Origin of the sequence: Dysgonomonas mossii DSM 22836, from assembly GCF_000213575.1 — a bacterium.
GTDB classification, from domain to species: Bacteria; Bacteroidota; Bacteroidia; order Bacteroidales; family Dysgonomonadaceae; genus Dysgonomonas; species Dysgonomonas mossii.
Map to the genome: position 1 here is coordinate 628,429 of NZ_GL892004.1, position 22,232 is coordinate 650,660.

The 22,232-nt window shown below is 38.3% G+C and carries 20 protein-coding genes; 11 read left to right on the forward strand and 9 right to left on the reverse strand.

Features of this window, described 5'->3' with window-relative positions; genetic code table 11:
- Positions 1-17 precede the first annotated feature (17 nt).
- A complete protein-coding gene (locus HMPREF9456_RS02680; RefSeq protein WP_006841914.1) occupies positions 18-833 on the forward strand; it encodes a DUF3108 domain-containing protein in 816 nt (271 codons plus the stop codon).
- An 85-nt stretch (positions 834-918) separates the two neighbouring features.
- On the opposite strand, the gene HMPREF9456_RS02685 is transcribed toward HMPREF9456_RS02680, so the two are convergent.
- The 3 genes from HMPREF9456_RS02685 to HMPREF9456_RS02695 are packed head-to-tail and all read right to left on the reverse strand — an operon-like array spanning position 919 to position 3,677.
- Complete coding sequence (locus HMPREF9456_RS02685; protein ID WP_006841915.1) at positions 919-2,073, reverse strand: endonuclease/exonuclease/phosphatase family protein; 1,155 nt, start codon at positions 2,071-2,073, stop codon at positions 919-921.
- Complete coding sequence (locus HMPREF9456_RS02690) at positions 2,057-2,941, reverse strand: rhomboid family intramembrane serine protease (protein ID WP_006841916.1); 885 nt, start codon at positions 2,939-2,941, stop codon at positions 2,057-2,059. The genes HMPREF9456_RS02685 and HMPREF9456_RS02690 overlap by 17 nt, the downstream gene beginning before the upstream one ends.
- A complete protein-coding gene (locus HMPREF9456_RS02695; protein ID WP_006841917.1) occupies positions 2,916-3,677 on the reverse strand; it encodes a rhomboid family intramembrane serine protease in 762 nt (253 codons plus the stop codon). Before HMPREF9456_RS02695 ends, HMPREF9456_RS02690 begins: the two co-directional genes overlap by 26 nt.
- Before the next feature lie 229 nt (positions 3,678-3,906).
- On the opposite strand from HMPREF9456_RS02695, the gene HMPREF9456_RS02700 reads away from it, so the two are divergent.
- Entirely contained in the window at positions 3,907-4,173 is a 267-nt protein-coding gene (locus HMPREF9456_RS02700) for an HU family DNA-binding protein (RefSeq protein WP_006841918.1), read from the forward strand.
- 126 nt (positions 4,174-4,299) lie between these two features.
- Positions 4,300-6,096, forward strand: coding sequence for an arginine--tRNA ligase (gene argS, locus HMPREF9456_RS02705; protein WP_006841919.1), 1,797 nt, complete (start codon positions 4,300-4,302; stop codon positions 6,094-6,096).
- A gap of 37 nt (positions 6,097-6,133) precedes the next feature.
- Here the strand turns inward: argS and HMPREF9456_RS02710 are convergent, their stop codons facing one another.
- Positions 6,134-7,201: a DUF6340 family protein gene (locus tag HMPREF9456_RS02710; protein ID WP_006841920.1), complete on the reverse strand. Its 1,068-nt coding sequence runs from the start codon at positions 7,199-7,201 to the stop codon at positions 6,134-6,136.
- A gap of 76 nt (positions 7,202-7,277) precedes the next feature.
- On the opposite strand from HMPREF9456_RS02710, the gene HMPREF9456_RS02715 reads away from it, so the two are divergent.
- Positions 7,278-9,431, forward strand: coding sequence for a helix-turn-helix domain-containing protein (locus HMPREF9456_RS02715; RefSeq protein ID WP_006841921.1), 2,154 nt, complete (start codon positions 7,278-7,280; stop codon positions 9,429-9,431).
- 3 nt (positions 9,432-9,434) lie between these two features.
- On the opposite strand, the gene trhA is transcribed toward HMPREF9456_RS02715, so the two are convergent.
- Positions 9,435-10,088 carry a PAQR family membrane homeostasis protein TrhA gene (trhA, locus tag HMPREF9456_RS02720; RefSeq protein WP_006841922.1) on the reverse strand — a complete coding sequence of 218 codons (654 nt, stop codon included), beginning with the start codon at positions 10,086-10,088 and terminating at the stop codon, positions 9,435-9,437.
- Positions 10,089-10,223: 135 nt separating this feature from the next.
- Between trhA and HMPREF9456_RS02725 the strand changes: the two genes are divergently transcribed.
- The 7 genes from HMPREF9456_RS02725 to HMPREF9456_RS02750 all read left to right on the forward strand — a co-directional run bounded on the left by HMPREF9456_RS02725 (position 10,224) and on the right by HMPREF9456_RS02750 (position 17,296).
- Positions 10,224-12,527 carry a TonB-dependent receptor gene (locus HMPREF9456_RS02725; RefSeq protein WP_006841923.1) on the forward strand — a complete coding sequence of 768 codons (2,304 nt, stop codon included), beginning with the start codon at positions 10,224-10,226 and terminating at the stop codon, positions 12,525-12,527.
- Between the two features lie 32 nt (positions 12,528-12,559).
- Positions 12,560-13,747: a class I SAM-dependent rRNA methyltransferase gene (locus tag HMPREF9456_RS02730; protein WP_006841924.1), complete on the forward strand. Its 1,188-nt coding sequence runs from the start codon at positions 12,560-12,562 to the stop codon at positions 13,745-13,747.
- A 220-nt stretch (positions 13,748-13,967) separates the two neighbouring features.
- Positions 13,968-15,404 (forward strand): CCA tRNA nucleotidyltransferase, encoded by a 1,437-nt coding sequence (locus HMPREF9456_RS02735; RefSeq protein ID WP_006841925.1) that lies wholly within the window; start codon positions 13,968-13,970, stop codon positions 15,402-15,404.
- A gap of 4 nt (positions 15,405-15,408) precedes the next feature.
- Positions 15,409-15,903, forward strand: coding sequence for an outer membrane beta-barrel protein (locus tag HMPREF9456_RS02740; RefSeq protein ID WP_006841926.1), 495 nt, complete (start codon positions 15,409-15,411; stop codon positions 15,901-15,903).
- A 19-nt stretch (positions 15,904-15,922) separates the two neighbouring features.
- Positions 15,923-16,423 carry a dihydrofolate reductase gene (locus HMPREF9456_RS02745; protein WP_006841927.1) on the forward strand — a complete coding sequence of 167 codons (501 nt, stop codon included), beginning with the start codon at positions 15,923-15,925 and terminating at the stop codon, positions 16,421-16,423.
- A gap of 90 nt (positions 16,424-16,513) precedes the next feature.
- On the forward strand, positions 16,514-16,666 hold the full coding sequence (gene rpmH, locus HMPREF9456_RS16985; protein ID WP_006841928.1) for a 50S ribosomal protein L34: 153 nt from the start codon (positions 16,514-16,516) through the stop codon (positions 16,664-16,666).
- A gap of 87 nt (positions 16,667-16,753) precedes the next feature.
- Positions 16,754-17,296: a CvpA family protein gene (locus tag HMPREF9456_RS02750; RefSeq protein WP_006841929.1), complete on the forward strand. Its 543-nt coding sequence runs from the start codon at positions 16,754-16,756 to the stop codon at positions 17,294-17,296.
- Positions 17,297-17,305: 9 nt separating this feature from the next.
- Here HMPREF9456_RS02750 and HMPREF9456_RS02755 read toward each other — a convergent pair whose 3' ends face one another.
- Genes HMPREF9456_RS02755 through HMPREF9456_RS02770 form a run of 4 tightly spaced genes read right to left on the reverse strand, consistent with a single transcriptional unit; the run spans position 17,306 to position 22,127 of the window.
- The gene (locus HMPREF9456_RS02755; protein WP_006841930.1) at positions 17,306-18,217 is read right to left on the reverse strand and encodes a Ppx/GppA phosphatase family protein; all 912 of its coding nucleotides are present in this window, start codon (positions 18,215-18,217) and stop codon (positions 17,306-17,308) included.
- Complete coding sequence (gene ppk1 / locus HMPREF9456_RS02760) at positions 18,214-20,250, reverse strand: polyphosphate kinase 1 (protein ID WP_006841931.1); 2,037 nt, start codon at positions 20,248-20,250, stop codon at positions 18,214-18,216. The genes HMPREF9456_RS02755 and ppk1 overlap by 4 nt, the downstream gene beginning before the upstream one ends.
- Positions 20,251-21,333 (reverse strand): glycosyltransferase family protein, encoded by a 1,083-nt coding sequence (locus HMPREF9456_RS02765; protein WP_006841932.1) that lies wholly within the window; start codon positions 21,331-21,333, stop codon positions 20,251-20,253.
- On the reverse strand, positions 21,330-22,127 hold the full coding sequence (locus HMPREF9456_RS02770) for a UDP-2,3-diacylglucosamine diphosphatase (protein ID WP_006841933.1): 798 nt from the start codon (positions 22,125-22,127) through the stop codon (positions 21,330-21,332). The genes HMPREF9456_RS02765 and HMPREF9456_RS02770 overlap by 4 nt, the downstream gene beginning before the upstream one ends.
- Positions 22,128-22,232 lie beyond the last annotated feature (105 nt).

Sequence of the window (22,232 nt, forward strand, 5' to 3'; positions counted from 1 at the left end):
CTATAAAAGATAAAGTTATGGTGAAAAAAATTACAGGAATCATAATTATGCTTTCAGCTTTATTCGGACTGAATGCAAATGCTCAATGTAAATTAAATAATACATTTTTTCAGGCAGGAGAGGATTTGTCTTATGATCTTTATTTCAAATACGGAATTATTTATACAAAAGCCGGAACCTCCTCGCTGAAAACCATTTCGGAAAAGTATAATGGCACTGATGCTTACAAAATGACATTGATGGCTCAGTCTACGGGAACTGTCCGTAAAGTATTTGCGTTAAACGATACTTTGTCTTGTTATACAACCAAAGACCTTGTACCGTTGGCATATATCAAAGATGCATTTGAAGGAAAGGACTATACAAAAGAGGAGGTGCGCTATACGTATACCGGAAACAATGTTATTATAAGAGCAAAGCGCCACAAAAATGGATCTTTTCGTTTTGATGAAACTTTGACATCTTCGTCGTGTATATATGATATGATGAGTGTGGTTTTTTATGCTCGAACTTTAGATTTTTCTTCGATGAGAAAAGGACAAACGACAAAAACAGACTTTATCTCGGGAAAGAAAAAGGTAAATATGATTATAGAATACGATGGTATAGAAACCGTTGAAGCGAATGACAAGAATAAATACAGCTGCATAAAACTAGTACTAAGTATCATGGATGACGCCTTTAGCGATAAAAAAGAAGCCATGAAGGTATATATTACAAATGATAACAACCGCATGCCTGTACGTCTCGACTCGAAGCTGAATATAGGTTCTACAAGAGCAATTCTAAAGAGTTATAAGGGAAATAAACATCCGGTATCGACAGTAAGATAAATATATGATTTCAATAAAATACAAGGGGTTGGTTCTTACAGATCAACCTTTTTATGCTCTGTTTTGCAATAGGATAAGTTGATGATTATTGCTCTTTAAATGCCAGATAAGTCCAAACCGGATAATGATCGGAATATTTAATCTTGTCAACCGTACAGTTATAAGATTGGAAAGCCATAGAGTGCATGATGAAATCTATTCGGAACCAGAATTTGTTTTCATGGTAGGTGATACCTTGTCCAAAACCGGTGTTAGCATAAGAGTCTACAAGGTTATCTCCTTTGATTGTATAATAAGCGTAAGAAATAGGTGAGTCGTTAAAATCTCCGCATACAATAGTCGCATCTGTTTCTTGTTTGTCTATGATCGAGCGTATTATTTTGGCTTGCGCTTCTCTTATCTTATAAGCTGCTCCTAGTCGTGTTTGCACGTTCATGGCCACCTCTCCGATCATCTCTCTATCTCTCGTTTTGAAGAATTCTTTGTATAGTTTCTTGTCTTCAGATGTTATTCGGTTCGATTCCAGATGATTATTTACAAGTGTTACCTTTTTCTTATTGATTATTAATTCATACATAGCAGATCCATTGTATGAGCTTTCTAACGGGAGACGCTCCGCTTTTTCTATCGGGAATTTAGAAAAACAGGCTAATCCATATATGAGGTTTCCTCGCGATGATCCCAGCTTTATGATTCTGCTATAAGGATAATCTTTCAACTTTTGTTTTATTTCCACCTCCGATATTATACTTTTCTTGTTCTTACTGTTGGAAGGCGATACAGCAAATTCCTGCAAACAAATTATGTCCGCATTGCTGTTTACCAAATAGTCCAATATCGGATTGTTTCTTGCGGCTTCACCTTTCGCCCAATTGAAAGCACGCACATTGTAGGTGAGTACTTTTATGTGTTTTTGAGGAATGTCTTTTTCTTTTGTCTTAAAATGAATTGGATAGCATGTTAATATTGGTTGCCAGAATGCACATATTGCGATAAGTTGAACCAATGCATACTTCCATCGGAAGGTAATAACCCAGAGTATTAGATACAGAATGTTTATAAATAGGATAATAGGGAAACCAAGCCCCAGATAAGCAATAAATGTTACTTGAGACGGAACCACATACCATGCAAGAGTTGACAAGATGAGTATAATGATAGCTATTAGGTTGGTGGCGAATACTGTATATTTGATAAATCGACCAACTCTAATCTTGGATAATTTATTTTTTACTCGCATCAAATAGCTGTTTTTTTTCGTCTGAGCTAAGGCTGCTATAACCCGAAGTTTTTATTTTGTCCAGTATACGGTCTATCTCCTCTGTTGCTTTATGGCGACGTTGATTATATTGCTGGTCGGTTTCAGGTCTTTTGTATTTAACCTTCATCTTCTTTTTATAGCTTGGCTTGGTTAGGTTGGCAACAGAGTCAATTATTTTGTTCATCCATCGGGTTATATCTTTCCCTTTCAGGTATTGTTTAGCGAATAGATAACCCATCAGGGCACCTCCGATATGAGCGATATGCCCTCCGGGATTTGTATTGCTGTCTAGCGATATAAAATCAATAACGAAAAGGAAAAGCGCGATATAGATAATCTTCACACGGAATACCATGAAAAGGCTTACTTCGGCATTCGGCCTGTAAAAGGCGGAAGCAAAAATAATAGCCATAACCGAAGCCGATGCCCCTATCATTGGGGGATGATTCATTTCCAGATAATATGGTATCGTGTTGAATGATATGATATACAATATTGCACCCGCCAAACCTCCGAGCAAATATAGGCTTCCCAGATTTTTAGGACTGAAATAACTCAGGAATATCTGTCCAAACCAGAAGAGCATAAGCATATTGAACAGTATATGAAAGAATTCGAGGTGGACAATCATATAGGTCAATAATGTCCACGGACGTTTTATCAGTAGAGAGAAGTCAGAAGTTACGGCAATGTAGGGTAATAAGTTAAATATTTCGATCTTAAATAACTTACCTATAATCCCGATAACAGAAAGAATCAAGAATACAGCGATGTTGATGATTATAAGCTGTATGAGTATATCTTTCTGCTTAAATCGATATTTAATATTCTCTAAAATTGTGCCCATTTGCTTTTCCTTTCTTACGCCAGTAAAGTATTATGAAAAATCCCGTGATCAATCCTCCCAAATGCGCAAAGTGTGCGACATTATCTCCTGCGTTATCCACAATACCCAAGAATAATTCCATCACACCATAGCCTATAACAAACCATTTTGCTTTTATCGGTACAGGGAAGAAAAGCATCATTAGCTCAACATTAGGGAATAACATACCAAAAGCAACCAATACTCCGAATACTGCGCCGGAAGCTCCAACCATACTGGTGTTAACAAGTAAGTTTAATGCTCCCATGTCAGGATCTGTATAGTTTCTGTTGCTCATCAATATACCCATTCCTTCATTATATACCGTGGAAATGGCTTCAGCCGACATGTTAGCTTCTATTGAATGAACTCTGATATATGTGATTAGCATTTGTAAAGCGGCAGCTCCAATCCCTGTCAACATATAGTAGACCAGATATCTTTTTGGCCCCCATACCATTTCAAGCGTGCGGCCAAACATATATACAGCGAACATGTTGAAAAATATATGCCCCAAACTCCCATGCATAAACATATAGGTTATAATCTGGTGAGGCATGAAATGTTCTGAATAAAAATAGTGCAGAGCAAGATAATTACTCATATTAAGCCTGCTGCCTAATAATTCATCAGCAATCCAAACTAAGAAGTTGATAATTATGAGATTTCGGGTAACTACCGGAATCGAACTCATGAATCCCGAGCTATTTTGATTCATCTTGATTTCTTGTTTTTTCGTTTCAAAAGCCCAAAATTACAGATATTTTTTGTTTTTCTTGAGGAAAATGACTTTACGTTTAGATATTTTCTGAATTCTAGCTAGTTTTTCCTATTTTTTTTTATGATTATTAAATAAAACACTTATATTTGAGTGCCAGAACTAGAAATGTATACAAAAAACAATTCGGTTATATAATGTTTAATTAAATCATTTACATTCAATTATTATGAACAAGACAGAACTTATCAATGCAATTGCTGAAAAATCAGGATTGAGCAAAGTTGATTCTAAAAAAGCTCTTGAAGCCTTCATTGAATCAGTAACAGAAGAAGTGAAAAAAGATGGCAAAGTTGCCCTAGTTGGTTTCGGTACATTCTCTGTAACTCAAAAAGCAGCAAGAAAAGGAATTAACCCTAGAACTAAAGCTGTTATCAATATCCCGGCTAAGAAAACTGTTAAGTTTAAAGCTGGTGCTGATTTAGCTGCACTATAATTGATTAAAAAAAAGAAAAAAGAAGTAGGGAATAATCTTTCCTACTTTTTTTATGCCCTAAAACTACCTTATAGGGTACTTTTTTCTTAGCTTTGCAACCTGAATAAGTAATTTTCAAAATCATATATGAAGCTAGAGATAAGATTACAGGAGGTAATAATTAATGCCATAGAGTCACTCTATGGACAAGTGGTGACAGCAGGACAGCTTTCTTTACAAAAAACAAAGAAAGAGTTTGAAGGTCACTATACTTTAGTTGTATTTCCTTTTCTGAAAATGTCGAAGAAAGGACCTGAGCAAACAGCACAGGAGATAGGAGAGTGGCTTAAAGCGAATGCATCGGAGGTAAGTAGCTTTAATGTGATCAAAGGATTTCTTAATCTGACTATTGCTACTACTTGCTGGATTGATGTGTTAAATGAAGTTTATGCCGCAGAAAGTTATGGTATAACAAAGGCTGATAATAATTCTCCTTTGGTAATGGTAGAATATTCATCTCCAAATACAAACAAACCTCTACATCTAGGGCATATACGAAACAACCTGTTGGGGTTTGCACTGTCCGAAGTGTTAAAAGCAAATGGAAACAGAGTTGTAAAAACAAATATAGTAAATGACAGGGGAATCCATATCTGTAAATCGATGCTCGCTTGGCAGAAATGGGGAAATGGAGAAACTCCCGAATCCACAGGCAAGAAGGGTGATCACCTTGTTGGTGATTACTATGTAATGTTCGATAAACATTACAAAGCAGAGCTTGCCGAACTACAATCTAAAGGCTTATCTAAAGAAGAGGCTGAGGCTCAGTCTACATTGATGGCCGAGGCTCGCAATATGCTTCGTCTCTGGGAGGGCGGTGATGTTGAAACTGTTTCTTTATGGAAAAAAATGAACAGTTGGGTTTATGCCGGATTTGACGAAACATATAAGCGTCTGGGCGTAGACTTCGATGAAATATATTATGAATCAGAAACATATTTGGACGGAAAAGATACGGTACTCAACGGTCTGAAAAATGGTGTTTTATATCAGAAAGAAGATGGTTCTATCTGGATCGATTTGACTGCAGAAGGTTTAGATCATAAATTATTACTCCGCAGTGATGGTACTTCTGTGTATATGACACAGGATATAGGAACGGCTCAGCAGCGATTCAAAGCGCATAAAGATTTGAATAAGATGATTTATGTAGTGGGAAATGAACAGAATTATCATTTTCAGGTTTTGTCAATCGTGTTGGATAAATTAGGCTTTGAGTTTGGCAAAGGGCTAGTGCATTTCTCTTATGGAATGGTGGAGTTGCCCGAAGGCAAAATGAAATCGCGCGAAGGAACTGTTGTGGATGCCGATGATCTGGTAGATGAAATGGTTGCTACAGCAAAAGAAACATCACAAGAGCTTGGTAAGCTTGAAGGGGTAAGTGAGCAAGAGGCTAATAATATTGCCCGAATGGTGGGTATGGGTGCTCTGAAATACTTTATCCTGAAAGTAGATCCTAAAAAGAACATGACCTTCAATCCAAAAGAATCGATTGATTTTAATGGAAATACAGGACCGTTTATTCAATATACACATGCACGTATACAATCGATACTGCGTAAGGCTGCGGAACAAGGGATCTCTATTCCGACAACACTCTCTGCTGATATTTCGCTAAGTGTAAAAGAAGAGGGTCTTGTGCAACAAGTTGCTGAATATGCATCGATCGTAAAGCAAGCGGGTGATGAATATAATCCGGCTCTGATTGCAAATTATATATATGACCTGGTAAAAGAATATAATCAGTTTTACCATGACTATACTATCCTAAAAGAGGAAAATGCAGATTTGAAGAATTTCAGGCTCATACTTTCCGATAATGTAGGGCGTGTAGTAAAAAGCGGAATGTCTCTCTTGGGTATTGAGGTTCCGGACAGAATGTAAAGCAGACAAGATAAAAACGAAACTAAAAAGAGGTTACTTATTCAGTAGCCTCTTTTTCTATTTCATAATCCTCGCTGACTGGAGGATCTATTCCCAATTGCTTATACAGCTTGTTTTTGTCTAAATTTCTATTTGTTAGAGTTTCCCTATAAAAAAAGACTTGGGAGGCAAGATCTGAATTGCTTTTTAGGGGCAACAAGTCGTAGGCTATATTGATCCATGCTAATGCATTTTCTAGATCATCGAGATTCTCATTAGCCAGAGCTATATTCGATGCAAGTCGTATTTTTTTATTCGTATTCTTCTCCTTGTCATACAATTCACTCCAAATGTCAGCTGCTTCTTGCCATTTCCCGGCTACAACCATGTTGGTTGCCTCTCTCATCCCTTTCGAACTATCCGAATAATACCAGCGGGTATCTGTTTTCCACGAAGGAACAATCGCGGATGTCATTGCGTCGGCAGCCTTCATCGTTATCTCGGTTACCAGATCGTTGATTTCTGGAATATTGTTTTTCATATTATTCCAAGAAACAGCCGATTCTCTGAAAAGGCTATCTACATGGGCTATGGGAGGAGCCAGTAAGCTGCCATCCATATTGTAGGCTTTGAGCAATACGCCAATTTGTGAACTTAAGATATTGTAATTGTTAAAGTATTCTACACTCACCGACTCTAGTGATGCAGATGCAATGAATAAATCAAGTGATAATAGGATATCCGCATTTTGTTCTTTGCATATCGTTTGTACCTTCCTTGCCGATAATGGCCTGACTTCATTTGCTGCGCCACCATTGGTTGGGTATGGATAGAGTTCTACTTTCGAGAAATAATTTTCTTCACTCAGGTATTGCCGCAAAGAGCTCCTGAATATGGCTTTTGCTGTATCTGTGGGCATTACAGAAGAATCGTTAAGAGCCTCACCATTTGCCTCTACTCCCTCGCTCGATTGTGAAGCACTGTTGTTGACTATTACAATGTTTTTTTGTTGAGGGTTTTCGAAAGAAATTAGTGCAGGTTCACGTACATCGATTGAAACAAGGTTCGTCACCGTGCAAGAGGGAATAAGAATGACACAAAAAAGGATGAATATATATTTTGTCATAGTAGCCTAAGTTATGAACTAGTGATACAAAAATAAGAGTTATATTTGTAAATACGATTGAAAATGTTACCAAATAATGGATGTGTCTGTCAACAAGGTCTTTGAACTGGCAAGTGATATTGTCAAACATACATCGCAGTCGGTTTTCCTCACCGGAAAAGCCGGAACGGGAAAGACCACTTTTTTGCATCATATACGTAAAACAATAGATAAGAATGTGATCGTTGCAGCTCCAACAGGTGTTGCAGCCATCAATGCGGGAGGTGTGACTCTACATTCATTGCTACAACTTCCGTTCGAGCCTTTTATCCCGAACTTCGAAGGAAAAAAGAAGCTGGATTACCACTTCAAGCTTCGCAAATCGAAAATAGAGATGTTGCGTGAACTCGATTTGTTGATTATTGACGAAGTAAGTATGCTTCGTGCCGATATGCTTGATGCTATTGACTATATGCTTCGCAGATACCGTAACAATCAGCAACCATTCGGAGGGGTTCAAATACTTTTTATTGGAGATATGTTTCAGCTTCCTCCTGTAGTACAAACCGCAGAATGGGAACAATTGAAGCATTACTATCCATCACCTTTTTTCTTTCATGCGCAGGTGCTGGATAATTATCCACTACTCTATATAGAGATGAAAAAGATATACAGGCAACAAGACCAGCGATTTATAGACATACTCAATCGTGTGAGAAATAATTGTACCACTTCGCAAGATCTACAGATATTAAACCAAAAATATAACCCTGCTTTCAGACCTGCTAAAGGTGATAGTTATGTTACACTATGTACTCATAACTATAAAACTGACCGGATTAACAATGAAGAGCTGGCACAACTACCGGGCAAAGGGTACGTCTTTAAAGGAGAAATAAAAGGTGACTTTTCTGAAAATTCTTTACCCACCGAATGTGAACTTCTGTTGAAAGAAGGAGCTCAGGTTATGTTTGTGAAAAACGATGTTGGCGAAAATCGCCGGTACTATAATGGTAAGCTGGCTACAGTGGTGCAATTGAAAGAAGATTATATCCTTGTCAGATTCGAAAATGGAGACGAAATGGAACTAGAGCCCGACTCGTGGGTAAATGTCCGTTATTCGTTGAATGAAGAGTCGGGTGAAATAGAGGAAGAGGAATTAGGCTCATTTACACAATATCCTATACGTTTGGCTTGGGCTATAACGATTCACAAAAGCCAGGGGTTGACTTTCGATAGGGTTATAATTGATGCCGGACAGGCCTTTGCAGCCGGGCAGGTATATGTGGCTCTTAGCCGTTGTACGTCGTTGGATGGCATTGTGCTATATTCTCCTATAACTCAGCAGAGCATAAGTACTGATCCGTATGCTATAGAATTTGCAAAAAAGGAACAGGATATAGTCTATCTGGATGGAATACTGCAACAAGAGAAACCTCGTTACTGTGCGAAGCAATTAGTCAGATATTTTGATTGGACGCCTTTCATTCGAAGCCTTCATTCATTGAATGAGCTGGCCGCGGAAAAGAAGATTCCCGAAAAAGAAGAGGTGCAGTCTATGATTGCTCAAATGTGCAGTAAGGCCATTGAGCAACAAGAGATAGCACAGAGCTTTATAAAAGAGCTGAATTATATATTATCTGCTCCCAATCCTGATCTGACAAGATTGAAAGATAGGGTACAAAAGGCAGCCGTTTATTTCCATAAAGATGTTTCTGAATGTATTATTTCCCCACTGATGCTGCATTTGGAGAGATTCAAAACGAAGTCGAAAGTAAAGGCTTACTTAAATAAAGCCAACGAGGTATACAATACATTGCTCAGGCTGCTATCACGCATAGAGCATATCAACTATGGAAATATTAATCTAACAGAGGAATTAGTATTCTCGAAGGTAGAAGTTCCTTCCGAAAGTGTTGCCTCTCTTGAAAAAGTAAAGCCTCAAAAAGGGGATAGCCATCGACTCACATTATCTCTTTTTACCGAAGGGAAATCGGTGAAAGAAATTGCCGTCGATCGAAATCTTTCGCCCACTACTATAGAGGGGCATCTTGTGAGCTTTATTCTTACCGGAGAGTTGGATGTTTTAGAGTTAGTTCCCGATAACAAAGTGCAATATATGCTTCCTGTAATCAAAAAGATGGGTGTAAAATCCTCTCTGTCGGAAATCAAGGAGAAGTTACCCAAAGAATGCTCATACCTGGATATAAAAGCGGTAATTAATTACATTAAATATCTTGATGGGAGATAAGACCTATAGAATAGTGTATATGGCAATGATGTGACATAGACTTCCCATCAGAACGAATACATGAAAGACAGTGTGCATGTATTTTTTCTTTGTCCACGAATAAAACAAAGCTCCTATCACATACGATACACCTCCCGCAATGAGCCAATATAACGCATCGATTTGACCTGTTTGAGATAGAACATCATAAAGAGGTTTGAATGCGACAAGAATAGCACCACCCATCAGTACAAAGCAGACTGTTTCTAAGTTGCTATGTTTCTTTAAGTTGGTAAAGCTCATGATCAGCCCGGTAATAGCGGCAATACAGATGAAGGCAAAAAGGCTCCAGCCCCATGCGCTTTCATTCCGAAGCACGATCAGCGTAAAAGGAACATAGGTGCCCGCTATATGTAAATAGATAGCGCTATGATCGAATTTACGAAGCAGGCTTTTTCGCTTTACATGTGTGCATCCATGATAGCAAGTAGATGTGATATAAGATGCCAGCATCCCGAACAAATAACCAATCACACTCCCAATAGCCCAATTGTTTCCACTGCTGATGGCGGCGGAGAGTAGTACGAAACCCGCTGCAATTCCCATTAGAATGCCTAATCCATGGGATACGGTATTTGCGATTTCTTCTCCACGTGTATAATATTTAGCTGTACTCATTTTTATAATTTCTTTCTCCAAATTGCAGGTTTGGAAATTTTCTGCAAGATAAGGATTTGTTTCCAAATCACTAGAAGTAGTGATTGAAGGATATTATAAAAATATGTTTCTTTGTTTTTTTTATAAATAGAATCTATGAAATTATATAACTCTACTAAAAAATTATTCCTTACCGTATCTTTATTATTTTCTTTCTTATTTGTGCTGGGCAAAGGTGAAATGCCTAAAGATACGCTGTATACAGAATTGAAGTATGATATTGTTGTTCTCTCATCTACAAAAGAGACGAATAGTTTAAAATCACTTCCGGCGGCAGTGTCCGTTTTCTCGCCTAAGAATTTGGACGGCTTGCAAGTGCATTCTATCAAAGACCTGAGTGCGATCGTCCCCAATTATTTTGCTGCTGACTATGGCTCTAAAATGACAGCTCCGCTCTATATAAGAGGTGTAGGGGCACGTTCGGGTGAGCAAACAGTAAGTATGTATGTGGATAATATTCCTTACTTCAATACAACTTCGTTTGACTCCGAATTGTTTGATATCCAACGTGTAGAGGTTCTAAGGGGAACACAAGGTACATTGTATGGTCGTAATGCGATGGGCGGAATTATCAATGTTTATACTTACTCACCACTAACTTACGAAGGAACAACAATAAAAATAGGGGGTGGTAATCACGGCCAACTTTCGGGAAATGCGTCACATTATCAGCGGCTAAACAGTAAGATGGGATTTTCTGTAGGAGCTTACTACAAACAAGATGATGGTTATTTTAAGAATCTATTTACCGGCAAAAAGGTTGATGATATGAAAAATGCCGGAGGACGTGCCAAGTTTGTTTGGGATATCAGTCCACGTCTGTCTGCTACCTATTCTGTAAGTTTCGACTATGTAGATCAGGGAGCATTTCCGTATGCCAACATAGAGACAGAAGAGGTTAATTACAACTCTGACAGCTATTACAAAAGAAAACTATTGACAAACGGGTTAGCGCTTCGCTATACCGGTCAGGGCTATGAAATTAATTCTACAACAGGCTATCAGTACCTGAATGATGATATGAACATGGATCAGGATTATACAAGATTATCTATGTTTCAAATAAATCAGAAGCAAAGGCAAAATTCACTGAGTCAGGAGGTCACAATAAAATCGACCAAGCCTTCTGATTATCAATGGTCGTTTGGTGGATATGGGTTTTATGACTACTTGCATACCACTCCTCCTGTATATATGATGTCAGATGGAATTCAAAAATACTTGCAAGCTCCATTAACGGCTGTAGGTGCTCCCATTACTTTTACGGATGATCAGATAGACCTCAATGGACAATATAAACGTCCCACTTATGGCTTGGCTGCTTTTCATCAGTCAACATTCAATAATTTGTTCAAAGCAAAGGGGCTTTCCCTTACTTTAGGTTTGCGTATCGACTATGAAAAAACAAAGCTGGACTACGATGCCGAAACTGTAGCTAACTTTGATGTGAAGATACCCAACTCTCCGATGCCTCCAATGTCTTTTGCAGCAGATACTGCCATTATAGGTACTAATTCCAAAGATTTTTTTGAATTTCTGCCTAAAGCCGTATTAAAATATCAGATAAATGAAAACTCATTTGTATATGGTTCAGCGTCGCGCGGCTACAAAGCAGGAGGACATAATATTCAGATATTCGCCGATCTTCTGCAAGAAGCTCTCGAAGCTAAAATGATGGGTATGCTACCACCGAGTATGGGTGGCGGTCAATCTGCAACTGCCGGTACACCTGTTAACAACCGTATTTCTTATAATCCTGAATATAGCTGGAGCTATGAGCTAGGCGGACAAGTTGATATTATCGAAAATTCGTTGCAGGCAAACTTTGCCGTATATTATATGGATATACGTGATGTGCAGATTACCCAGTTTGTAAATAATCGGGGTGGACGTATGGTAAGTAACGCCGGCAAAGCAGAAAGTAAAGGTTTTGAAATAGGCTTGAAGGCCCGCCCATGTAAAGGTTTTTATCTTTATGCGAATTATGGTTTGGCTGATGCTACATTCAAGGATAATAAAGTAAGGAATAATGCAGGGGAAGTTGTAAAAGACTATACAGGCAATCATATTCCTTTTGCTCCGGGTTCTACATTCAGCATCGGCGGCAGTGTTTCGTATGATTTCAAACAGAATACATTGTTGGATAGAATAACATTCGATACCAATTTTGCCGGAATCGGAAAAACCTATTGGGCTGAAGATAATCTGATGTCGCAAGGATTTTACGGAACACTCAATGCTAACCTTGTTTTAGAAAAAAATATATTCTCATTAGAATTCTGGGGTAAAAATATTCTCGATCGTGATTACAATACATTTTTGTTTGGGTCAGACAGTAAATATTTTGCTCAGAAAGGAAAACCTATGCGTTGGGGTGCATCTTTGATAATAAAGTTGTAATTTTGTAGCTTCATTTCGACAGCTATTTAATTATGAATTATAAAAAGGTCAAGCTAAAGCCTAAAAAAGAAGAATCGCTTAAGCGTTTTCATCCTTGGATATTCTCGGGAGCAGTACAGTCTAAAGATGAAAGTCTTACAGAAGGAGAAGTCGTTAACGTATATACAATCAACGATGAATTTATTGCTGTCGGTCATTATCAGATTGGGAGTATAGAGGTTCGGGTATTATCTTTTGAAGAAGAAGATATTGATCTTGATTTCTGGAAGAAGCGTTTGTCTTCGGCATTGGAGTTGAGGAAATCAATAGGCTTATTATCTGATAATAATAATTCATATCGCCTTGTACATGGAGAAGGCGATCTTCTCCCCGGTCTTATCGTAGATGTTTATGCCGAAACGGCTGTTATCCAATCTCATTCGGTAGGGATGCACGAGTCACGTCTGATGATCTGTGATGCATTGAAGGCTGTATTAGGAGATAATCTGAAAAATGTATATTACAAATCGGAAACCACCTTGCCATACAAAGCCAATCTGGGAGCAGAAAATGAGTATCTGTACAAAGGTGATTCTGTCAACGAAATAGCACTTGAGAATGGCTTGAAGTTTTATCCTGACTGGGTAAAAGGGCAGAAGACCGGTTTCTTTGTCGATCAGCGAGATAATAGAGCATTGCTCGAAAAGTATTCAAAGGGTCGGTCTGTACTAAATATGTTTTGTTATACAGGAGGGTTCTCTTTCTATGCTTTGCGTGGTGGTGCAAATCTGGTTCACTCGGTGGATAGCTCATCTAAGGCAATTATGTTGACGAATAGGAATGTGGGGTTGAACTTCCCCGATGATAAACGACATGAGGCTTTTGCCGAAGATGCATTCAAGTTCTTGGGTGGTATTAATAAAGGAGACTATGATTTGATCATTCTTGATCCTCCGGCTTTTGCAAAACATAGAGGAGCAATAAAAAATGCATTACAAGGTTACAAGCGTTTAAATGCTGCCGCATTCGAAAAAGTAGCACCCGGAGGTATTGTGTTTACTTTTTCCTGTTCGCAGGTTATCAGTAAAGACGCCTTCCGTTTGGCTGTATTCAGTGCTGCTGCTTTGTCGGGTCGTAGTGTGAGAATATTACACCAGTTAAGTCAGCCCGCCGATCATCCGATCAATATCTATCATCCTGAAGGCGAATACCTGAAAGGGCTGGTATTGTATGTAGAGTGATTGGTTTTAGCCGGTTCATTATTTTGGCTTCAAATTATCTTATATAGAGAGGAGTCGGCTGAAAAGAAGAAGCTAAAAAGTAACAATTCGAAATAGATTAAGAAGTGTCACTTTTGTCACCTTTTGATATTTAATGTTTTGATTTCTATGTGTTTGTGAATATTCTGTTTTGTCACTTTTTGTAACCTGATTGATAGAAATAAAGAGTTATCTACATAAAATGTTAAATAACGAGTTTAACGATATAATAAAGAAGAAATTTTCGGGAGAAATATTTGATACTATTTCACGTGTAGCAGATGAGATGAATCTTGAATGCTACGCTATAGGCGGTTATGTACGTGATATATTTCTACGCCGTGCATCCAAAGATATCGATATTGTTACTATTGGCAAAGGCATCGAGCTGGCACAGGCTGTGACTAAGGCTCTGGGGCGGAAAGCAAAACTTTCGGTTTTTAAGAACTTTGGTACAGCACAGATTAAGTACAAAGATACAGAGATAGAATTTGTTGGAGCGCGTAAGGAGTCTTATAATAGAGACTCACGTAAACCGATTGTAGAGGATGGCACGCTCGAAGATGATCAGAACCGTAGAGATTTTACAATAAATGCGTTAGCGATCTGTCTTAATAAAGATCGTTTTGGAGAATTGCTAGACCCTTTCGGTGGGCTCAAAGATATGGATAGTCTGACTATTCGTACTCCGCTCGATCCTGATATTACATTCAGCGACGACCCTTTGAGAATGCTCAGGGCAATACGCTTTTCTTCACAGCTTGGGTTTGATATAGAACCTAAAACCTTTGATGCAATCAGCCGAAACAAGGATCGTATAGAGATTATATCAAGAGAGCGCATAATCGATGAGGTGAATAAAATAGTGCTTTCGCCTAAACCTTCCGTTGGTTTTCTTCAACTCGATCAGACCGGATTACTTTCTATTATCTTTCCCGAGCTGGTAGCCTTGAAAGGTGCTGAAACAAAAGAAGGGGTAGGGCATAAGGATAATTTTTATCATACTTTGGTCGTATTAGATAATATATCAAAGAAAACAGATAATCTGTGGCTCCGATGGTCGGCTATCCTTCATGATATTGCCAAGCCTGCAACAAAGCGTTGGGATAATAAATTCGGTTGGACTTTTCACAATCATAATTTCATCGGCGAGAAGATGATTCCGGGAATCTTTAGACGGATGAAGCTGCCATTGAATGAAAAGATGAAGTATGTCCAAAAAATGGTTACTTTGCATATGCGTCCTCAGGTATTGGTAGACGAGGAAATTTCTGATTCGGCCGTTCGCCGTTTGCTTTTTGAAGCAGGTGACGATATTGATGATCTGATGACATTGTGTGAAGCCGATATTACATCAAAGAATCCGGATAAGGTTCGTCGTTATCTTCGTAATTTTGAGATTGTACGTCAGAAACTAAAAGATATAGAAGAGAAAGATCAGGTACGGAATTTTCAACCGCCGATCAAGGGTGAAGAAATTATGGAAATGTTCGGTCTTGGGCCCGGGGTGGAAGTGGGACGGCTTAAGGCATCCATCAAAGATGCTATCTTAGATGGGGTGATTCCCAATGAATATGATGCTGCTTACAATTATTTGATAGAGAAAGCGAAAAAAATAGGACTGACACCAATAAAATAATAATATGAAAAAGAATTTGTTTGCGTTTGTTGTGTTTTTAATTTGCTGTGTGAGTGTACAGGCTCAGAAATCAGCTTTAATAATGGATCTCGCTTATCGAAATAAATTTAATTATACGAATTGGGGCGTAGGTTTGCAGTATAAATATAATTTGCCTGCTAATTTTAGAGCAGCGACCGATTTCGTAGCCTATTTTCCTGAAGAAAGTAGTTTTGGGTTGGATTTCGGAATTAACTTACAGTATCAATTACATGTGTGTAATAACTTGTCTATATATCCTTTTGCTGGAGGTATTATGTCTAATCATTCATTCTCAGGAATTCCGAATAATGTAAATGAAACAGGATTTGGCTTGAATTTTGGTGCAGGTATTGAGTATAGTGTAAGCAAGAAAGGATTCTTGAATTTCGATTATAGATATAATCTGATAGATAAAAAAAAGAATGCGTGGTATACGGATTATAGTCTGATACGTTTAGGCTACGGATTCCGCTTCTAAAACTATAGATAAAGAAATTATGACAATAAAATCAATTGTAGTTGTGATTGACGAAGCAAATGCCATCGGTAAAGATAATGACCTGCTTTGCCACTTGCCGAACGATCTGAAGCATTTTAAGGCTATCACGGCGGGTTATCCCGTTATAATGGGGCGTCGGACGTTTGAGTCGTTGCCTAAAGGTGCATTGCCCAACAGAAGGAATATCGTGATAACTAATAATAAGGATTTGCAGTTCGACCGTTGCGAAATGGTTTCATCTATCGATGAGGCAATAGAGCTTTGTAAGGGTGAACAAGAGATCTTTTTTATCGGGGGAGGAACAATATACAAGAAAGCAATTGGTTTTGCAGATAGGCTCTATCTGACCCGTATTCATCATCAGTTTGAAGGAGTGGATACCTTCTTTCCCGAAATAAAGCAGGAAGAGTGGAAGGAGCTATCGCGAGAAGATCATGATACTGATGAGAAACATAAATACAGATACAGTTTCATCAATTTAGAGAAAATAAAACGTTAATATACTTGCTTATATTAAATAAACATCCTATTTTTGCAACCCGAATATCTGGAAGATAATTGAAATTATAACAGAAAATAATATATAGCAATGAAAAGAACTTTTCAACCATCAAACAGAAAGAGAAAAAACAAACATGGTTTTCGCTCTAGAATGGCTACTGCAAACGGACGCAGAGTACTTGCTTCACGCAGAGCAAAAGGAAGAGCTAAACTAACTGTCTCTGACGAATACAGCAAATAAGATCTTTTAAAGGCATTTTGCTAAAGATATACAAGGTAAGAATTATTATAATTCTTACTTTTGTTTTTTATATAAGCCTCACTTTGTATGAATTGGTTCGACTTGCTTGTAGTCATATTGATTGGGATAACCCTTGTTAAGGGGTTCTTTTCGGGGCTTGTTATGCAAATAGCATCTTTAGCCGGATTGATATTAGGGGCGGTTTTTGCAGGTCAGTTGTCAGGTTTTATAGCTCCCAAGTTGATAAAGCTAACCGAGGCATCTCCCCACATTGTCGGTCCATTATCTTATATTGTGGCATTCCTGCTTATTATAGTGGCATTGTTCTTTGCGGGGAAGTTACTCGAGTCATTTGTGGAAGCCATAAAAATGAGTGCTCTCAACCGACTGGCCGGAGCTTTGTTTTGTTGCGCTAAATGGCTTGTAGTATTCAGTATTGTGATAAACCTTATTGTCGAATTAGACCAAAACAAGCATCTGATAAAAGAGGATGTGCGTGAAAAATCCTATTCCTATCCTACTGTTATCAATATTGCCAGAGCAGTAATTCCTTACTTGCGATTTGACTGGGTAAATGACCTGAAAGAAGAGGCTGCTACTCGTATTAAAGACAAGGGCATTGCTATTTAGATATACTACTTATTCCTTGGCAAGGGTTCCTGATGTTTGATGCTCGTGAAATAAGTGATATATAATACCATCTGATAATCCGATCTTCGGAACGAATATTTCGTTCACTTTGCAAATCTTACTGATTGATAAGAATATCTTCAAAGCAGGAACAATAACGTCAGCACGATAAGTATTAAGTTTATAAGACTGAATCCGTTCCTCATAGCTCAACGATTTTAGGCTATCGTAGAGTTTCTTTAGTTCGTCATAACTGATAGGTTCACGTTCTCTTTTTCCTAATACTTTGTGTATCTTATTTATATTCCCACCCGATGCAATTATACTGAATGAGTTATTATCTTTAGATATATCCTTCAGCCAAGATTTGAATCGCTTCTCTTCGTCTTCTTTTACGGCATCTACGAGTAAGCGCACAGTTCCCATCTGAAACGAATTGGAGTCGACTTTCTGTTGATTGCTGTATACGATCACTTCTGTACTACCTCCTCCAACGTCAACATAGAGGTAGTTCTTCCTTTTGTCCATAAAGTTGTCCAACTCTCCGGCCTCGTATATGATTTCGGCTTCCTCCCTGCCTGTTATGATGTCTATGTTTATGCCACTCTCGCGCCGTATGTCTTCTACTATATTGGCTCCGTTGGTGGCATCACGCATGGCGCTGGTTGCACATGCTCTGTAGTTCATCACACCATAGGCCTTCATTATATGAGAGAAACCCTGCATTGCATGTATAAGCCGCCACTCCTTATCTTTGCTTATTGTTCCAGAGGTAAATACGTCGTCACCCAAACGGATAGGCACACGAAGATAGGCTACCTTCTTAAAGTCGGGTGTTGTTCCGTTTACTTCAATGTTATTTATAAGTAGGCGAATAGCATTAGAACCTATATCTATTGCTGCAAATATATCTGTATTCATTTTTTATCATTCAATTTCTTATAAAAATCGTATAAAGCTGTTTGAGAACGGCAAGGAGGATTGTCTCCTCTCTTTACATAATTGTTGCTCCCAAAGACTGTGAGATCCCTTGCTTTTTCATTATCCGACCATTGTATATCAAAGAAGCCCTTCAATGTTTGTTTTATTTCTTTGTCGAGGATAGGAACTCCCACCTCTATTCTTCTTTCCAGATTTCGTGTCATCCAGTCTGCACTCATGATATAAACTTTCTCGTCTCCATCATTGTGGAATATAGCTACACGTGCATGTTCGAGATAGCGATCTACAATACTTATTACCCGTATGTTTTCACTCAGATCTTTCATTTGTGGTTGTAAGCAACATGCTCCTCTTACGATGAGCCGTATCTCGACTCCTGCCTGGCTTGCTTTGTAAAGCAGCTTCACCATTTCTTCATCGGTAAGGCTGTTAAACTTAGCAAATATATAAGCCCGTTTTCCGTTCTGCGCATTTTTTATTTCTTTCTTAATAAGGTTGACGAATTGATTGCGCATGTAATAAGGTGAAACAAGCAGTTGCTTGCACGAGAAGTGTTTGTGTGTATTGATCAGAAAATCGAATACTATAGCTGTATCAGCTACTATTTGAGGATTTGACGTAAACAAGCCGAAGTCGCCATATATCTGAGCTGTTGCTTCATTAAAGTTACCGGTTCCGATATATGCAAAATCTTTATTCTTGCGTTCTACCAAAACGATTTTGCTGTGTACCTTTAGTCCGGTGACACCATGTATAACTTTTACTCCCTCCTTTTGCAGTATCTCCGAATATTCTACATTTTGTTCTTCATCGAAACGTGCTAGCAGTTCCATCAATACAACCACTCTCTTGCCGTTCTTTGCCGCATTGATCAGGGCGTTAATAACCTTCGAACGTTCTGCAACACGATATAGAGTGATGTAGATACTTTCTACTTTAGGGTCTATTGCTGCTTCCCGAAGGAAATCAATGAAATGATTGAATGTATGATATGGATAATTAAGTAATACATCTTTACGAGCAATGGTTTTCAATATACTCGAAAAAGGCTTTATGTGCGGATGGTTTAGCGGAGCCAAGCTTTTGCTTTCAAGATCGGGACGCACCTTAGGGAATTTCATTAAATCCCTCATAAGATGATATCGCCCTCCTGCATCTAGTTCCTCTCGCCTTTTTAGCTGGAGCTTTGATGATATGATGTCTAACAAGTCTTCGGGCATTTCTCTGTCGTAGATGAGGCGAACAGGCTGTCCGTGCAGACGATTTTGTAATCCGGTCTCCATCTTTTCTATCAAGCTTTTAGAGATATCGTCATCTATAGTGAGTTGCGCATCACGCATCAGTTTGAATGTATATGCCGAAATGCTTTTATAGTTAAACATAAAGAATATTTCGTCCAAGCATAAACGAATTATATCATCTAAAAATATGATGTCGTGTCTGCCTTTTACTGATGGCAATACGACAAAGCGTGGACATGAAGAACTTACCGGAATTTGAATAATCGCATATCTGGAATCGTTTTTGTCGGAGCACATCTTAACTGCATGGTAGATATTGTTATCCCGCAAAAAGGGTAATTGGGTAGATTTACGAATTATAAGTGGAACAAGAAGCGGGCTGACAACGCTCGAGAAATATTCGTGGCAAAACTGTTTTTGTTTCTGGTTCAGTTTTTTCTCATTCACTACATAAATATTATGTTTTTCCATTTCGGAGAGAACATCGATATAAGTTTGCATAAATTTCTTTTGCCCTTCAGAGACCTGGCTGTTGATAAGGGGAAGTAGTTCTTTAGCAGTGTATCCTCCCGAAAGGAGAGGTGCGCTCTTTCCTCTAATCTGACTAAGACGAACAATATTGGCTATCCTTACCTTTATATACTCGTCCTGATTATTTGAGAAGATACCAAGAAAACGAAGCCTCTGCATCAGAGGCACACTTTTGTCCTGAGCTTCCTGCAGTACCCGCTCATTAAAGGTTAGCCAGCTTAAATCTCTGTTGTTTATCATTTATGCCAGTGTTGTTAGATGCCTTAAAAAAGTTTGCTCAGCCGAATTTACCCATTCACGAAAAGAGTCATCCGATTGTTGCTTTGTTTTCATATAGTTTAATAACACGCTCATATCAAAATTGTTTCCAACAATGCCTCCTCCAAAAGAGATAACATCAGCTGCGTTTACTTCCTGTTCTATATGAGCCGGGATCATCATGATGGCTTTCCCCAGATAGAGAGCTTCACAAACCGATTCGAACCCCGCTGTTGTAATATATCCGCAGCATCTGCTCATAAAGTTAAGGAATTTTTCATCATCGATCGTATGGAGTGTTAAATTTTCGTCTACTATTAGTTCCTTCGGTACATTTTGCTTATCCCAGAAGAAATGTAATTTTACGTTAGGATGTTGCTCGTGCCATGCCCTTACTTCATTTTCATACCCATGATTAAGCATGTATCCCAAAATGTAGTCTTCGGTTGTAGGCTGTAGCGATAATATTTCGGATCGGAGCAGAGGCGGAACTACTGCAATACGTTCGGGGATATAATCTTTTAACGGATAGAATGATAACGCAAGTGTTTTGGTTGCACCTACACCACATAGCAGCATGTGCAGTCTCAAGAACATCATTCCTTGTTCGTCTCCTTTTCCATGTAAATAGCCCGGATGTTTTAGCAGGTATTGATGTCCGATATTTACAATCGGGATATCGGTGCTAAATTGCAAATAGGTGAGCCCGGTGAGCAGTTCGTAGAAATTGACAATAACATCGGGTTCGTTTTTCTGTATACGCCGATGTATTTTCTCTATGCTTTTTTTATATTTCCTTAATCTCTTAGGCGATATGTTGAAAAGCAAAGTCTTTAAGAAGTGGATCCGCTTTTTATCTTTTTTGAATACAAAAGACAAGGTGTCGAAAGTTCTTACTTTAGCTCCGATTTTCTGATAAAAAAAATCGGGTATGACCCGAACCTTACTTTTTCCAACTAAAACTTCTACAACCTCGTGACCATTGCGGCGAAGGATATCAGATAAGGCTATAGCCTGAGTCATGTGCCCTCGTCCATCTCCTTGAACAATAAATAAATATCTCATATTGCAAATCTTATATCTTTCTTGTCTTCAAATACCGAATTGTTAGTCTGTGGTTCAGGTACATAATACTCGACTTCCCAATTACCGTCATAGTCTTCGGTGAGAGCAGATAGAGATTCGACCCAATCACCCGAATTCAGATAAAGAATATCGCCATAATATCTTTTTTCGGGTTGATGTATGTGACCGCATATAACCCCGTCACACTTTTTGTGGCGTGCTATATCTACAATATGTTTCTCGTAATCGCTAATGTATGATACAGATGCTTTTACTTTTTTCTTCACTTCTTGCGACAGGGAGTAATAAGGCAATCCCTTTTTTTCTCGTCTGTTGTTGTAGTATCTATTGATCAGCATCAGTAGAGAGTAACCGACATCTCCGATTTTAGACAACCAACTGTAGCGAGATGTTACAAGGTCGAATACATCTCCGTGGAGTACATAAAAACGTTTGTCTCCGCTTTTATAGATATAATCTTTTACAATTTCTATATTCTGAAACTTGAAAGGAAGTATCCTGTCCATGAAGTCGTCGTGATTCCCTCTCAAATAGATTATCTTTGTTTTACGTTGTATATCCAATAATAGTTTAATGAAGTTGCTGTGTCTTTTTTTCCACTTTGCTTTCCTTCCTCGCATCAATTGCCACCCATCAATAATGTCTCCGCATAAAATGAGAGTGTCGCATGTGTTGTCCTTTAAATATCTTGTTGCTTCTTTTGCTTTCGACCATTTAGATCCCAGATGAATATCTGAAAGAACAATGGTTTTGTGATGTTTTTTGTTTGTCATATTTTCTTCTTTTTTTTCATATCAAAAGAATAAATACATTATGACAACACTGTTAAGCATTTATGAATAAATGGTTAAGATTGAAACGGAGAGAGTTTATGATAA

Excerpts from the sequence above, each read along its gene's own strand:
- HMPREF9456_RS02680 (WP_006841914.1), top strand. The coding sequence starts at position 18 with ATGGTGAAAAAAATTACAGGAATCATAATTATGCTTTCAGCTTTATTC.
- HMPREF9456_RS02685 (WP_006841915.1), bottom strand. The coding sequence starts at position 2,073 with ATGCGAGTAAAAAATAAATTATCCAAGATTAGAGTTGGTCGATTTATC.
- HMPREF9456_RS02690 (WP_006841916.1), bottom strand. The coding sequence starts at position 2,941 with ATGGGCACAATTTTAGAGAATATTAAATATCGATTTAAGCAGAAAGAT.
- HMPREF9456_RS02695 (WP_006841917.1), bottom strand. The coding sequence starts at position 3,677 with ATGAATCAAAATAGCTCGGGATTCATGAGTTCGATTCCGGTAGTTACC.
- HMPREF9456_RS02700 (WP_006841918.1), top strand. The coding sequence starts at position 3,907 with ATGAACAAGACAGAACTTATCAATGCAATTGCTGAAAAATCAGGATTG.
- argS (WP_006841919.1), top strand. The coding sequence starts at position 4,300 with ATGAAGCTAGAGATAAGATTACAGGAGGTAATAATTAATGCCATAGAG.
- HMPREF9456_RS02710 (WP_006841920.1), bottom strand. The coding sequence starts at position 7,201 with ATGACAAAATATATATTCATCCTTTTTTGTGTCATTCTTATTCCCTCT.
- HMPREF9456_RS02715 (WP_006841921.1), top strand. The coding sequence starts at position 7,278 with ATGGATGTGTCTGTCAACAAGGTCTTTGAACTGGCAAGTGATATTGTC.
- trhA (WP_006841922.1), bottom strand. The coding sequence starts at position 10,088 with ATGAGTACAGCTAAATATTATACACGTGGAGAAGAAATCGCAAATACC.
- HMPREF9456_RS02725 (WP_006841923.1), top strand. The coding sequence starts at position 10,224 with ATGAAATTATATAACTCTACTAAAAAATTATTCCTTACCGTATCTTTA.
- HMPREF9456_RS02730 (WP_006841924.1), top strand. The coding sequence starts at position 12,560 with ATGAATTATAAAAAGGTCAAGCTAAAGCCTAAAAAAGAAGAATCGCTT.
- HMPREF9456_RS02735 (WP_006841925.1), top strand. The coding sequence starts at position 13,968 with ATGTTAAATAACGAGTTTAACGATATAATAAAGAAGAAATTTTCGGGA.
- HMPREF9456_RS02740 (WP_006841926.1), top strand. The coding sequence starts at position 15,409 with ATGAAAAAGAATTTGTTTGCGTTTGTTGTGTTTTTAATTTGCTGTGTG.
- HMPREF9456_RS02745 (WP_006841927.1), top strand. The coding sequence starts at position 15,923 with ATGACAATAAAATCAATTGTAGTTGTGATTGACGAAGCAAATGCCATC.
- rpmH (WP_006841928.1), top strand. The coding sequence starts at position 16,514 with ATGAAAAGAACTTTTCAACCATCAAACAGAAAGAGAAAAAACAAACAT.
- HMPREF9456_RS02750 (WP_006841929.1), top strand. The coding sequence starts at position 16,754 with ATGAATTGGTTCGACTTGCTTGTAGTCATATTGATTGGGATAACCCTT.
- HMPREF9456_RS02755 (WP_006841930.1), bottom strand. The coding sequence starts at position 18,217 with ATGAATACAGATATATTTGCAGCAATAGATATAGGTTCTAATGCTATT.
- ppk1 (WP_006841931.1), bottom strand. The coding sequence starts at position 20,250 with ATGATAAACAACAGAGATTTAAGCTGGCTAACCTTTAATGAGCGGGTA.
- HMPREF9456_RS02765 (WP_006841932.1), bottom strand. The coding sequence starts at position 21,333 with ATGAGATATTTATTTATTGTTCAAGGAGATGGACGAGGGCACATGACT.
- HMPREF9456_RS02770 (WP_006841933.1), bottom strand. The coding sequence starts at position 22,127 with ATGACAAACAAAAAACATCACAAAACCATTGTTCTTTCAGATATTCAT.